We start from the raw sequence: 12557 nt of genomic DNA, 5'->3' as shown, positions 1-12557 counted from the left end.
TCCGTTCCATGTGCTGAAGAACCTGTTCGGGTATCGCAAGGTGCGTTACCGGGGCCTCAAGAAGAACACCGCGCAGCTGCACAGCCTGTTCGCCCTGGCGAACCTGTACCGTGCGCGACGATGGGGACTCCTGCCGCAGGGGTAGTGTGTCCGCAGGACCGGAAATCGCCCCTGTAACCGCCAAAAACGGCGGTTACAGGGGCCCAGGCCGGCCGTAATGGCCCCAGTGCCCTTCCAAAAACGCTTCGGCGGGGCACCGAGCCGGATGCAGGCCCATTGATCAGTGTTTCCCTAGGGATAAGAACCGATTTCGGGGGTGGCTCATCCTGTGAGCCACCCCCGGTGCTACAACGGACACCCAGGCCACACCGAGGAGTCCGAACATGTCGCACAACCGCCAGGCACGCCCCGTCCCGCCGCTCGCCGGCTACTACGCCGAGCGCGGCACCTACAACCGCACCGCCACCACCGAGGAACTGCTGGACCGCATCCCCCTGGCCGGCTTCCGCCACCACGAGGCGCCCCGGCTGTGGGAGATCCTCAAGCGCGGCCAGGCCCTGACCGTGGAACGCGAACGCACCAACACCCACGACGGCCAGGCCGTCGCCGTGCGCTGGATGGACCATCACCTGGGCTATCTGCCTCGCGACCGCAACGGCCTGGCCGCCCAGCTACTGGACCAGGACCAGCCCCTGATCGCCCGCATCCTCGAGAAGCGCGATCACGCCGACCGCCACCACCGTCTCGAGCTCGGCCTCTACCGCGCGAAGTCGAGGCCCACCCCGGCCCACTAGACCCATGCACTCAAGGCGACGCGGATCAACCTTCAACGGGCATGAATCAACCCACCCAGATGGTCTTGGCGTTCTGGAACTCGCGGATGCCGAGCTCGGAGAGTTCGCGGCCGTAGCCGGAGTCCTTCACGCCGCCAAAGGGCAGGCGCGGGTCGCTCTTGACGATGCCGTTGACGAAGGCGCAGCCGCATTCCAGACGCCGAGCCAGGGCCTCGCCACGCACCGGATCGCCGGTCCAGACGCTGCCGCCCAGGCCGAAGCGCGAGCGGTTGGCGAGCTCGATGGCATGATCCGCGTCGCGCGCCCGGGTGACCGCCGCGACCGGGCCGAAGGTCTCCTCGTCGAAGGCCGCCATGCCGGGTTCCACGGCATCCAGTAGCGTGGGCGGGTAGAAGTACCCCGCCCCGTCGCGGGGCTCGCCACCCGCCACCAGGCGGGCGCCGGCCGCCACGCTGCGGGTCACCTGGTCGTGCAACTCGCTACGCAGATCATCGCGCGCCAGCGGCCCGATGTTCGTTCCCTCGGCCATCGGATCCCCGATGACCAGGGCCTCGATGGCCGCCTGGAAGCGCTCGACGAAGGCATCCGCGATGGCCTCCTCGACGATGAAGCGCTTGGCGGCGATGCAGGTCTCGCCGTTGTTCTGGAAGCGCCCGCGTACCGCCTGCTCCACGGTGTGATCGAGATCGGCATCCGCCAGCACGACAAAGGCATCCGAGCCGCCCAGTTCCAGCACCGAGGACTTCAGGGCCTTGCCGGCCGCAGCCCCCACCGCGCGGCCGGCGCCTTCGGAGCCGGTCAGGCTGACGCCCTGCACGCGACGGTCAGAGATGATGCCCTCCACCGCATCGGAGCCAACCGGCAGGTTGCGGAACACGCCCTCGGGAAAACCGGCCGCCGTGAACACCTGCTCCAGGTGCTCGGCGCAACCGGGGACGTTGGAGGCGTGCTTCAGCAGAACGGTATTGCCGGCCAGCGTGGCCGGGATCGCCTGGCGAAAGGCCTGCCAGTAGGGAAAGTTCCAGGGCATCACCAGCAGCACGGTCCCCAGCGGCTGCCAGGCGATGAACGACCGGCTCGCATCCGAGGCGACCATGGTGTCCTGCAGGAAGTCCGGGCCGTGCTCGGCATAGTACTCACAGGCGTTGGCACACTTGTCGACCTCGGCGCGCGCCTCGACCAGCCGCTTGCCCATCTCGCGGGTGGCCGTAGTCGCCAGGGTCTCGCGCGCGTCGCGCAGCACCCCGGCCAGGTCGTGCAGGCGGGCGGCGCGCTCCGCCACCGGTCGTGCCGCCCAGTCCGGTGCGGCGCTGGCCGCGCGTGCCAGGGCGGCCTCCAGCCCGTCCCGATCCATGCGGGGATAACGCGCGAGCATGTCGCCGGTCGCAGGGTTGATCGCGGTCAGTTCGGTCATGTCGGCGCCTCGGTTTGGTGACCCGGAAACAGGCCATGGGAAACACAGGTCCACTATTTGCTAGTTTGAACAATGCGGGTCACCCGAGTATAAGACGATCCGCATTCGCTTTCGGAAGGACCTTGCCCCATGTCGATCGATTCGATTCGCAATGTCTGCCTGCTCGGCGGCACGGGCTTTGTCGGCCACCACATCATCCGCCGACTGATTGACCGCGGCCTGAAGGTCCGCGTGTTGTCGCGCCGCCCGCACCGCCATCGCGACCTCCTGGTCAACCCCGAGGTCGACCTGGTCGAGGGCAGCGCCCATGATCCCGCCACCCTGGAACGCCTGTTCGCGGGCCAGGACGCGGTGATCAACCTGGTCGGCATCCTCAACGAACGTGGCCACAGTGGCGCCGGCTTCCACGCCGCCCACACCGAGCTGACCGAGAAGGCCCTGGCCGCCGCCGAGTCGCAGGGCGTGCGCCGCTTCCTGCAGATGAGCGCGCTGAAGGCGGACATGGACGACGCCCCCAGCCACTACCTGCGCAGCAAGGGTGCGGCCGAGCAGGCCGTGTTCGCCAGCGAGTCCCTGGCGGTCACCGTCTTCCGTCCCTCCGTCATCTTCGGGCCGGAAGACTCCTTCCTGAACCGCTTCGTGACGCTGCTGAAATTCTCGCCCGTGATGCCGCTGGCGCGTGCCCGGGCGCGCTTCGCCCCGGTGTTCGTGGGCGATGTGGCCGAGCACTTCGTCGAGGCCCTGGAAGACCAGGATACCTTCGGCCAGGGCTTCGAGCTGTGCGGCCCGAAGACCTACACCCTGGGCGACCTGGTGCGGTATGTGGGCCGGGTCTCCGGCCACCGGCGCCCGGTAATCGGCCTGCCCGACTGGGCTGGCAAGCTGCAGGCCAGCGTGCTCGAGTTCGTGCCCGGCAAGCCGTTGTCGCGCGACAACTTCGCCTCGCTGACCATCGACTCGGTCTGCGAGGGCGAACAGCAGCTGCCCTGCCCGACCCGCCTGGAATCCATTGCCCCCAGCTATCTAGGCGGTGGGGGCGCCGGGCGCGAGGCCCGCATGCAGCACCTGCGCACGCTCAATCGCGGGGCCAGCCGCGGCTGATCGAAGGGTGAACCGGTAACCGCCATGCAGACCTACCTCGTCGGCGGTGCGGTTCGCGACCGCCTGCTAGGGCGCCCGTTCACGGAGCGCGACTACGTCGTCGTCGGCAGCTCGCCGGAGGCGATGGAGTCCAATGGCTTTCGGCCGGTCGGGCGCGACTTCCCCGTCTTCCTGCATCCCGAAACCCACGAGGAATACGCGCTGGCGCGCACCGAGCGCAAGACCGCGCGCGGCTATCACGGCTTCCAGTTCAACGCCTCGCCCGAGGTCACGCTGGAGGACGACCTCGAACGCCGCGATCTCACCATCAACGCCATGGCCGAGGATGCCGACGGCCGCTTGATCGACCCCTACAACGGCCAGGCCGACCTGGAGGCGCGCCGACTGCGGCATGTCTCCCCCGCCTTCGCCGAGGACCCGGTGCGCCTGCTGCGCGTGGCGCGGTTTGCCGCCCAGCTCGCGCCATGGGGCTTCGAGGTCGCGCCCGACACGCTGACGTTGATGCGCGAGCTCGTCACCTCCGGCGAGGTCGACGCCCTGGTACCCGAACGCGTCTGGGCGGAATGCGAGAAGGCCCTGAAGAGTCCGGCACCACGGCGTTTTCTGGAGGTGCTGCGCGAGGCCGGGGCACTCGCCGTCCTGTTCCCCGAGATCGAGCGGCTGTTCGGCGTGCCCCAGCCGGAGCGCTACCACCCGGAGATCGACACCGGCGTGCATACCCTGATGGTGCTGGACCAGGCGACCCGGCTTTCCGACGCACCCGAGGTCCGTTTCGCCGCGCTGGTGCACGACCTCGGCAAGGGCACCACTGACCCGGAGATCCTGCCCAGCCATCACGGGCACGAGGAACGCGGGGTGGACCTGATCCGCGCCCTGACCGAACGCCTGCGCATACCCAACCGCTACCGCGACCTGGCGGTGCGCGTGGCGCGCTACCACGGGCTGGTGCATCGCGTATTCGAGCTGCGCCCGAAGACCGTGATGAAGCTGGTCGACGGCCTGGACGTCCTGCGCCGCCCGGAGAACGTGGAGCCCTTCCTGCTGGCGGTGGAGGCGGACTTCCGCGGCCGCACCGGCTGGGAAGACAAGCCCTATCCACAGGCCGACGCGGTGCGCCGCGCAGTGGCGGCCGCGCAAGGCGTGCAGCCGGCGGCCCTGATAGCCGAGGGACACAAGGGCAAGGCACTGGGCGAGGCCCTGCAGCGCGAGCGCGTTCGCGCCGTTGCCGACGCCCTCGACGAACACCCCGACGCGTAGGAACCTGCTCGCAGGCTCCTACTTGCCTGTTTCGGCCCGTGAACGTACTCTTTCGCGGCTGTCGAGCGCACTGAGGAAACCGCGATGGATTACGCCAAGGCCCGGATCAACATGGTCGAACAGCAGGTCCGCCCCTGGGACGTGCTGGACACCCGTGTACTGGACGTAATGGAAACGCTCCCGCGCGAGCGTTTCATGCCCGAGCCCTATCAGGCCCTGGCGTACGCCGATTCCGAGATCCCCCTGGGGCACGACGAGAACACCCTGCCGCCGGTCGTGATCGGCCGCCTGCTGCAGGCCGTGTCGCCGCAGCCTACCGAAACCGTGCTGGAGATCGGCACCGGTTCCGGCTACGTCACGGCCTGCCTGTCCCATCTGGCAGCCCAGGTCGACAGCGTCGAGCGCATCGACGAGCTGCGCCTGGCCGCCCGCAACCGCCTGACCGATCTCGGCATCGAGAACGCGCAACTGCGCACCGCCTCGGTGACCCCCGACTGGACCCCGCCGCGCCCGCGCTACGACGCGATCATCCTGACCGGCGGCATGACCGAATATGACGACTTCCTCGAGCCCTACCTGACCCTGGGCGGGCGACTGTTCGTGATTACCGGTGACGGTCCGATCATGGAGGCCCAGCTGATTATCCGCACCACCGAGGACGGCTGCCGCCATGAGGAGCTGTTCGAGACCCGCGTGAAGCCGCTGGTGGGCTTCGAGCCGAAGCCCGCCTTCGAATTCTGAGCGGCACCCGAGGGGCCCATTTCAGGCGCGGGCAACCAGGGGGGAAGGTCCCATGCCCGAACGGGCTCTGATAGGATAGGCTTTTCCTAATATCCTTCCGGAGTCGCGTCCATGAACCGTCTGCCGTCGCTTCTCGCCACCGCCGGGCTGGTCCTTGTGATCTCGGCCCCCGCCGCCGCCTCGAGCCTCCTGGAGGTCTACGAGCGCGCCGCCACGGAAGACGCGGAGCTGCGCACCGCCGAGGCGGAATACCGCGGCGTGCTGGAAAATCGCCCGATCACTCGCTCTGCCCTGCTGCCACAGATCTCCGGGCAGGCCGAGGCCGGCGCGTTCTACCGCGACGACCGCGATTCGCAAACCGGCAGCCTCGACGGTCGCCAGACCAGCTTTGGCGTCAATCTCTCGCAGAGCATCTACGACCGCCGCAACTACATTGATCTTGTGCAGGTGGATCTCGAGATCGCCCGCGCCGAGGCGGAACTGGATTCCGCCCGTCAGGACCTGATCCTGCGCGTCTCCCAGGCCTACTTCGACGTGCTGATCGCACAGGAGACCCTGGCCTTTCGCGAGGCCGAGGTCGAGGCAATCGAGCGCCAGCTGGAACAGACCGAGCGCCGCTTTGAGGTCGGCCTGGTCGCACGCACCGACGTCACTGAGGCCCAGGCCCAGCGGGACATTGCCGAGGCCGAGCGCATCAGCGCCGAGAACCAGCTGGACCTGACCCGCGAACAGCTCGCGGTGATCACCAACACCTACTGGGACCAGCTCGACATGCTGCGCGACGACGCCGAGCTGACCCCGCCGGATCCAGCCGATCCGCAGGCCTGGGTGGATATCGCCCTGGCGAACAACCTGGAACTGGCCGCCCAGCGTCTGAGCACGGAGAGCGCGCGCGAGCAGATCCAGCGCCAGCGCGCCGAGGGCCTGCCACGCATCAATCTGAACGCCTCGGTCAACGAGAACCGCTATCACGGCCTTGATGCCGGCACGACCGGCGGGGCGATGTTCTTCGAGGGCACCGAAGCCCAGGTCGGGATCCAGCTGGAGATCCCGTTCTACACCGGCGGTCGTGTCAGCGCCCTCACCCGTCAGGCGCGCGAGAATTTCCAGGCCGCGCAGGAAGGCCAGTCGCTGGTTGAACGCCGCACGACCCAGGACACCCGCAGCGCTTATCTGTCGGTGATCTCCAACAACTCGCGCGTGCGCGCCCTGGAGCAGGCCCTGGCCTCCACCCAGTCCGCGTTCGAGGCGGCCGAGGCCGGCTTCGAGGTGGGCACCCGCACCCAGGTCGACGTCCTGCTCGCCCTGCGCGAGGTCTTCCGCGCCGAGCGCGACTACGCCGAGGCCCGCTACGGCTTCCTCAGCGAGTCGCTGCGCCTGCAGCGCGCCGCCGGCCGCCTGAGCGTGGCCGATCTCGAGGCCATCAACCGCCTGCTGGAGTAATGGCCGCTGCCGCTTCCAATCCGCGAGCCCGCTGCGAGCGTGCGCGCTCGCGGCTGGTCCTGATCGACTTGCAGGAACGCCTGCTGGCCGCCATGCCGGACGCGCGGGACGAGGTCGAGCGCAATACCGCGCGCCTGATCGAGGCCGCGCGCAAGCTGGATATCCCGATCGAGGTCTCGCGTCAGTATCCGCAGGGCCTGGGCGAAGTCACCGCCACTCTGCAGCAAGCGCTCGACGGCTACGGCACGGTCACCGACAAGACGTCCTTCTCCTGCTGCGCCGAGGATGACCTGCGCGCGCGCCTGACAGGCGGCGACCAGGTCATCCTGACCGGTTCGGAGACGCATATCTGCGTGACCCAGACGGCGCTGGAGTTGCTGGACGCGGGCGTAACCGTGTTCGTGGTCGAGGACGGGGTCTGCTCGCGCGACGCCGGGCGCAAGCGCAACGGGCTGGAACGCCTGCGCGCTGCCGGCGCCATCATTACCAACCACGAATCGGTGCTGTTCGAATGGCTGCGCGACGCGGCCGATCCGCAGTTCCGCGAACTGAGCCAACTGATCCGCTAACCGGAGGATTCCGCAGGGATGCGCATACTCGGCAACATTCTATTGGGCGTCTGGCTGATCCTGTTCGGCCTGCGCGGCCTGCTGGGACTGCAGTTCCAGTACGACCATTACGTCATCAGCGGCCTGGCGGTGATCGCCGGTATCCTGTTCATCCTGCGACGCTAATCGAGTCCCCATGCGCCTGACACCCGACGAATACCGCAACCAGGAGCACCGCCGCATCACCCTGCTGGGGATGTCCGGTGTCGGCAAGACGCGCCTGTCCAACATGCTCCGGCGCGAGGACTGGTTCCACTATTCGGGGGACTACCGCATCGGCACGCGCTACCTGAGCGAGCCGATCCTGGACAACATCAAGGCCCAGGCGATGGCGGTGCCGTTCCTGCGCGACCTGTTGCGCTCGGACTCGATCCAGATCATCAACAACATCACCGTGGACAACCTGCACCCGGTGGCGAGCTTCCTCGGCAAGCTCGGCAACCCGGAGCTGGGCGGCCTGCCGCTGACCGAATTCAAGCGCCGCCAGACCCTGCACCACCAGGCCGAGGTGCAGGCGATGCTCGACGTGCCGGACTTCATCCACAAGGCACAAACGCTGTTCGGCTACCCGCATTTCGTCAACGACGCCGGCGGCTCGGTCTGCGAACTGGACAGCCCCGGCGTACTCGAGACGCTGGCCGAGCACACCCTGATCCTGTACATCAAGGCGACGGACGAAGACGAGCGCCAGCTGATCGAACGCGCAGAGCGCGACCCCAAACCGCTGTACTACCGCGAGGCCTTCCTCGACCAGCAGCTGGCCGAATACATGCGCGACGAGGGGCTGGACTACGTCGCCCAGATCGACCCGGACGCCTTCGTGCGCTGGGTCTTCTCGCGCCTGTTCCGCGCACGCCTGCCGCGCTACGAGGCGATCGCCGAGACCCACGGCTACACGATCAGCACCACCGAACTGGCACGCGTACGCAACGCGGGCGAGTTCGATGACCTGGTCTGCATGGCCCTGGAACGGGAGGCACGCCTCTAATGCCACTTGTCGCCTATTCCGATCTGCCCACCTTTGCCCGCCTGCGGAGCGAGGGCGAGACCGTGCTGCCCAGCGACTTCGCGCAGCAGCAGGAGATCCGTGCGCTGCACATCGGGCTGCTGAACATGATGCCGGACGCCGCCCTGTCGGCGACCGAACGTCAGTTCTTTCGCCTGATCGGCGAGAGCAACCAGATCGCGCAGTTCTATATCCACCCGTTCACCCTGCCGCAGCTCAAGCGCGGGCCGAAGGGGCGCGATCACATCAAGCAGTACTACGAGGACTTCGAGGACCTGAAGAAAGAGGGTCTCGACGCGCTGATCATCACCGGGGCCAACGTCACCCAGCCGGACCTGGCACTGGAACCCTTCTGGGAGCCGCTGGCCGAGGTGGTGGACTGGGCCTGGGAAAACGTGACCTCGACGCTTTGTTCCTGCCTCGCCACCCACGCCGTGCTGCAGGCACGCTACGGCGAGCGTCGCGTGCACATGGGCGAGAAGCTGTGGGGCGTGTTCCCGCACCGGGTGGTGGACCGCGGGCATCCGCTGGTCACCGGCGTGAATACCCGCTTCGATGTGCCGCACTCGCGCTACAACGATGTCTCGCGCGAACAATTCGAACGCCACGGCCTGCGCGTACTGGTGGACAGCGAGCAGTCCGGGATTCACCTGGGTGCCTCGCCGGACGGCTTCCGCATGGTCTTCTTCCAGGGCCACCCGGAGTACGACTCCATCAGCCTGCTCAAGGAATACAAGCGCGAGGTCGTGCGCTATATCCAGGGCGAGCGCGACGCCTACCCGCCGCTACCGGAGAACTACCTGATGCCGCAGGCCGCCGCGATCCTCGGCGAGCATCGCGAGCAGGTCGAGGCCGCGCTGGAGCACTGCACCGAGATCCCGGCGCTGCCCGAGGCGCTGCTGCTGGACCGCCTGGACAACACCTGGCATGACACCGCCCTAGCGGTGATCAACAACTGGCTGGGCAACGTTTATCAGCTGACCAACCTCGACCGGCGCAAGCCGTTCCGCGACAGCGTCGATCCGAGCGATCCCCTGGCCGGACGGCGGTAAGACCCCGTATTGGGGCGATGCCCCCGTCATTGCGTACATGGACGCCCCCGGTTTGCCAAGCGTTTGAGTGATGGTTTCGGGGCGACGATTGCTCCCGTACATTCGGACTGCGTGTGCGGCTTTCATTCGCCACGGTCCCGGATGGATTCCGCGGGTGGAGGGTCCCAGCGAGGTCGCGCACTCGAGGTGCTTCGCAATGATCGGACTGGCCCCCACCGGGATCGCTCCCGTTGCCATCATGCTCAATCGCTTGCGCAATCGAGGGTTGGGTACGTACTAACGCGTTCGCTTCTCCGTTTTTGCGGGCTTACGCGGCGGCGCCGCGCAGGCCGGGGTCAAACGTCCGGTCATGGGCCATCAGGGCCCAGACCGTGCGGGCATTCTTGTTGGCCAGGGCCACGGTCGCCACGTTGGGACAGCGCCGCTGGCGCAACCCTTCGAGCCAGGGGTCGCCGCCCTCGCCGCGGCGCTGATCCGCCAACAGGGCGGACCGCGCCCCGTGGATCAGCAGCATGCGCAGGTAGCGGTCGCCGCGCTTGCTGATCCCCAGCAGGTTCGACTGGCCGCCACTGGAGTGCTGCTTGGGCACCAGCCCCATCCAGGCGGCCAGCTGGCGACCGTTCTTGAAGTGCCGGGCATGGCCGATCGCGGCGACCAGGGCGGTCGCGCTGATCGGTCCGATCCCCGGGATCTCGGCCAGGCGCCGGCTGACCGCATGACTTCGATGCCAGGCCTGGATCTGGCGCTCCTGTTCCTTCACGGCCTGGTCCAGGCGCCGCAACTCCTCCAGCCGGTCGGCCAGCAGCGTGCGGAACAGATCCGGCAACCCGTTCTCCGCATCCTCCAGGATCCCCGGGAGCTCGCGGAACAGGGTCGTCATCCCCTGGGGCACCACGATCCCGAACTCGGCCAGCAGCCCGCGCACTTGGTTGGCCTGCGCCGTGCGCGCCTTGATCTGGCCCTCGCGCACCCGGTGCAGCGCCAGTACCGCCTGCTGGTCGGGCGTCTTGATCGGCACAAAACGCATGTTCGGGCGGGTCACCGCCTCGCAGATCGCCTCGGCGTCCGCCCGGTCGTTCTTGTTCGTCTTCACGTAGGGCTTCACGAACTGCGGCGCCATCAGCCGCACCTCGTGCCCCAACGCCTGCAACTCACGCGCCCAGTAATGGGCACTCCCGCAGGCCTCCAATCCGATCCGGCAGGCCGGCAGCTGGGCGACGAAGTTGCGCAACTGGCTGCGCCGCAGCGCCTTCGAAAACACCTGCCGGCCCTGCGCATCCACGCCGTGGACCTGGAACACGTTCTTCGCGAGATCAATACCGAGTGTTGTAACCTGCATCCGGACGCCTCCGTCTTCTTCGAGTGAGAGTGATCACCCCCACTCTGGCACATCGCGATGCCGTAATAGGGCGGGGGCGTCCATCCCATTGAGGAGCCGAAGGCGACGTGGCAACCTCCCGAAGTTGGCAATGCGCCAGGTCCCGGTGGCTCCGGTGGGAGGTTGCCGTGTCACTGCGCGCCTCGCAATGACGGGGGGCAATGCAACGGAAGGACTCCATGGCCGAACATGACCCGGACAAGCTGCCGCGCCCGCTGATCTCCCTGTACGAAACCATCGCCGGGGACGAGGATGCGCGCGTCTGCAAGGACATTCCGGAAAACGCCTGCAGCGCCCAGCCGACCAACTTTTTCGTCCACCTGGTCTCCAACACCCTGAGCAAGATCGGCGACGAGCTGGCCTCGGCCCGCCTGGTCCTCGCCTGGCTCTTGGGCGCCCTGGGGGCCCCGGCCGCCTTCGCCGGCTTCCTGGTCCCGATCCGCGAGTCCGGCTCGCTGCTGCCGCAGTTGTTCGTGGCCGCCGCCATCCGGCGGCGGGCCATCCGCAAGGGCTTCTGGATCCTCGGCAGCCTGCTCTCCGGGCTCGCGGTGGCCGGCATGGCCGTGGTCGCGCTGATCCTGGAGGGTGCAGCCGCCGGCTGGGCCATCCTCGGGCTACTGGTGGTCTTTGCGCTTTCGCGCGGGATCAACTCGGTCGCGGCCAAGGACGTGCTGGGCAAGACCATCGCCAAGCATCGCCGCGGCACGGTGATGGGCTACGCCGCGTCGCTGGCCGGGTTCTTCACCCTGGGGCTGGGCATCTACCTCACTCTCGCGAACCTGGAAGAGGCCGGCATTGGCGTGTTCGTGGCCCTGCTGGCCGCCTCGGCCGGGGCCTGGTGGGTCGCCGCCGCGACCTTCACCCGGCTGCGCGAGGATCCGGGTGCCACCGAGGGTGGCGGCAACGCCGTCACCGAGGCCATCAAGTCGATGCGCCTGCTGTGGACCGACCGCGCCTTCGGTCACTTCGTCCTGACCCGCGCGCTGCTAATGAGCACGGCCCTGGCACTGCCCTTCTACGTCCTGCTCGCGGAGGACGCGACCGCCGGTGATCTGGGCACCCTGGGCCTGCTGATCCTCGCCAGCGGCCTGGCCTCAGCCGTCAGCGCCCCGGTCTGGGGCCGGCTGTCCGACCACTCCGCCCGCTGGGTCCTGATCCTCTCGGGACTCCTTGCAGCCGGCCTCGGCATCGCAGTCGCCCTGAGCGTTTGGCTGGCTCCAGTGGGTACGGACCACGCGCTGGTTCCGGGCGGCTGGGTCTATGCGACCCTGTTCTTCCTGCTCGGGGTCAGCCATGCCGGCGTGCGTCTGGGCCGCAAGACGTACCTGGTCGACATGGCAACCCAGGAAACGCGCGCCGCGTTCACCGCCGTCAGCAACACCGTCATCGGCGGCCTGCTACTGATCGGCGGCCTGTTCGGCCTGCTGGCCCAGCTGGCCGGCACCGAAGTCGCCATCTTCGTGCTCGCGCTGATGAGCCTCGCCGGCGCCGTGAGCGCCTGGCTCATGGGCGAAGCCTGACGCCCGCCTCGTCCCCGCCGACTCCGCCGGCTGGCCACGGCTCGTCGTCGGTGTTTACATGCCTTCGCCCAGCCGCCTGCCTAGTTGTGGCTGGTCCGGGTTCGTCCTCCGGTGTTTACGGTGCCTTCGTCCGGCCGCCTGCCACGCGCTCTCTCGCGAGCGCACCGCGAGGTACTTCTTTGCTCGTGCAAAGAAGTACCCAAGAAACACGCCCGACTGCCGCGACCCCGGCCCGCTGCGCGG

Annotated in this window: 12 protein-coding genes and 1 pseudogene; 11 read left to right on the top strand and 2 right to left on the bottom strand. The window is 68.0% G+C overall.

The annotated features are described in order from the left end of the window. Together D579_RS15150 and D579_RS0113945 are read left to right on the top strand one after the other, a co-directional pair. Window positions 1-145: pseudogene (locus tag D579_RS15150) on the top strand (IS5/IS1182 family transposase); the annotation flags it as partial. A gap of 238 nt (window positions 146-383) precedes the next feature. After that, window positions 384-794 (top strand): HIRAN domain-containing protein, encoded by a 411-nt coding sequence (locus tag D579_RS0113945; protein WP_018176325.1) that lies wholly within the window; start codon window positions 384-386, stop codon window positions 792-794. A 46-nt stretch (window positions 795-840) separates the two neighbouring features. Here the strand turns inward: D579_RS0113945 and D579_RS0113940 are convergent, their stop codons facing one another. Further along, on the bottom strand, window positions 841-2208 hold the full coding sequence (locus D579_RS0113940) for an NAD-dependent succinate-semialdehyde dehydrogenase (RefSeq protein ID WP_018952376.1): 1368 nt from the start codon (window positions 2206-2208) through the stop codon (window positions 841-843). A gap of 129 nt (window positions 2209-2337) precedes the next feature. On the opposite strand from D579_RS0113940, the gene D579_RS0113935 reads away from it, so the two are divergent. The 8 genes from D579_RS0113935 (at window position 2338) to D579_RS0113900 (ending at window position 9416) form a co-directional block, all read left to right on the top strand. Then, window positions 2338-3309: a complex I NDUFA9 subunit family protein gene (locus tag D579_RS0113935; protein ID WP_018952375.1), complete on the top strand. Its 972-nt coding sequence runs from the start codon at window positions 2338-2340 to the stop codon at window positions 3307-3309. A 24-nt stretch (window positions 3310-3333) separates the two neighbouring features. Continuing rightward, on the top strand, window positions 3334-4566 hold the full coding sequence (locus tag D579_RS0113930) for a multifunctional CCA addition/repair protein (protein ID WP_018938338.1): 1233 nt from the start codon (window positions 3334-3336) through the stop codon (window positions 4564-4566). 84 nt (window positions 4567-4650) lie between these two features. Beyond that, window positions 4651-5307, top strand: a complete 657-nt coding sequence (locus D579_RS0113925; RefSeq protein ID WP_018144765.1) for a protein-L-isoaspartate O-methyltransferase — start codon at window positions 4651-4653, stop codon at window positions 5305-5307. Window positions 5308-5418: 111 nt separating this feature from the next. Continuing rightward, window positions 5419-6750 carry a TolC family outer membrane protein gene (locus tag D579_RS0113920; protein ID WP_018952374.1) on the top strand — a complete coding sequence of 444 codons (1332 nt, stop codon included), beginning with the start codon at window positions 5419-5421 and terminating at the stop codon, window positions 6748-6750. Further along, on the top strand, window positions 6750-7319 hold the full coding sequence (locus tag D579_RS0113915; RefSeq protein WP_018169245.1) for an isochorismatase family protein: 570 nt from the start codon (window positions 6750-6752) through the stop codon (window positions 7317-7319). The genes D579_RS0113920 and D579_RS0113915 overlap by 1 nt, the downstream gene beginning before the upstream one ends. 18 nt (window positions 7320-7337) lie before the next feature. Then, on the top strand, window positions 7338-7484 hold the full coding sequence (locus D579_RS15255; RefSeq protein WP_018144768.1) for a hypothetical protein: 147 nt from the start codon (window positions 7338-7340) through the stop codon (window positions 7482-7484). Window positions 7485-7494: 10 nt separating this feature from the next. After that, a complete protein-coding gene (locus D579_RS0113905; RefSeq protein ID WP_018938341.1) occupies window positions 7495-8346 on the top strand; it encodes a hypothetical protein in 852 nt (283 codons plus the stop codon). After that, window positions 8346-9416 (top strand): homoserine O-succinyltransferase, encoded by a 1071-nt coding sequence (locus D579_RS0113900; protein WP_018952373.1) that lies wholly within the window; start codon window positions 8346-8348, stop codon window positions 9414-9416. The genes D579_RS0113905 and D579_RS0113900 overlap by 1 nt, the downstream gene beginning before the upstream one ends. Before the next feature lie 307 nt (window positions 9417-9723). Here D579_RS0113900 and D579_RS0113895 read toward each other — a convergent pair whose 3' ends face one another. Next, window positions 9724-10755 (bottom strand): IS110 family transposase, encoded by a 1032-nt coding sequence (locus tag D579_RS0113895; protein ID WP_018952372.1) that lies wholly within the window; start codon window positions 10753-10755, stop codon window positions 9724-9726. A gap of 218 nt (window positions 10756-10973) precedes the next feature. On the opposite strand from D579_RS0113895, the gene D579_RS0113890 reads away from it, so the two are divergent. After that, on the top strand, window positions 10974-12314 hold the full coding sequence (locus D579_RS0113890; RefSeq protein WP_018952371.1) for an MFS transporter: 1341 nt from the start codon (window positions 10974-10976) through the stop codon (window positions 12312-12314). Window positions 12315-12557 lie beyond the last annotated feature (243 nt).

It is taken from the genome of Thioalkalivibrio sp. AKL12 (assembly GCF_000377925.1).
GTDB lineage: Bacteria > Pseudomonadota > Gammaproteobacteria > Ectothiorhodospirales > Ectothiorhodospiraceae > Thioalkalivibrio > Thioalkalivibrio versutus.
The sequence above is the reverse complement of the archived record's forward strand: the minus strand, read 5'-3'. Positions and strand labels throughout refer to the sequence as shown.

Bases quoted from the DNA above. Each gene is read 5' to 3' on its own strand.
- D579_RS0113945 (WP_018176325.1), top strand. From the start codon at position 384: ATGTCGCACAACCGCCAGGCACGCCCCGTCCCGCCGCTCGCCGGCTAC.
- D579_RS0113940 (WP_018952376.1), bottom strand. From the start codon at position 2,208: ATGACCGAACTGACCGCGATCAACCCTGCGACCGGCGACATGCTCGCG.
- D579_RS0113935 (WP_018952375.1), top strand. From the start codon at position 2,338: ATGTCGATCGATTCGATTCGCAATGTCTGCCTGCTCGGCGGCACGGGC.
- D579_RS0113930 (WP_018938338.1), top strand. From the start codon at position 3,334: ATGCAGACCTACCTCGTCGGCGGTGCGGTTCGCGACCGCCTGCTAGGG.
- D579_RS0113925 (WP_018144765.1), top strand. From the start codon at position 4,651: ATGGATTACGCCAAGGCCCGGATCAACATGGTCGAACAGCAGGTCCGC.
- D579_RS0113920 (WP_018952374.1), top strand. From the start codon at position 5,419: ATGAACCGTCTGCCGTCGCTTCTCGCCACCGCCGGGCTGGTCCTTGTG.
- D579_RS0113915 (WP_018169245.1), top strand. From the start codon at position 6,750: ATGGCCGCTGCCGCTTCCAATCCGCGAGCCCGCTGCGAGCGTGCGCGC.
- D579_RS15255 (WP_018144768.1), top strand. From the start codon at position 7,338: ATGCGCATACTCGGCAACATTCTATTGGGCGTCTGGCTGATCCTGTTC.
- D579_RS0113905 (WP_018938341.1), top strand. From the start codon at position 7,495: ATGCGCCTGACACCCGACGAATACCGCAACCAGGAGCACCGCCGCATC.
- D579_RS0113900 (WP_018952373.1), top strand. From the start codon at position 8,346: ATGCCACTTGTCGCCTATTCCGATCTGCCCACCTTTGCCCGCCTGCGG.
- D579_RS0113895 (WP_018952372.1), bottom strand. From the start codon at position 10,755: ATGCAGGTTACAACACTCGGTATTGATCTCGCGAAGAACGTGTTCCAG.
- D579_RS0113890 (WP_018952371.1), top strand. From the start codon at position 10,974: ATGGCCGAACATGACCCGGACAAGCTGCCGCGCCCGCTGATCTCCCTG.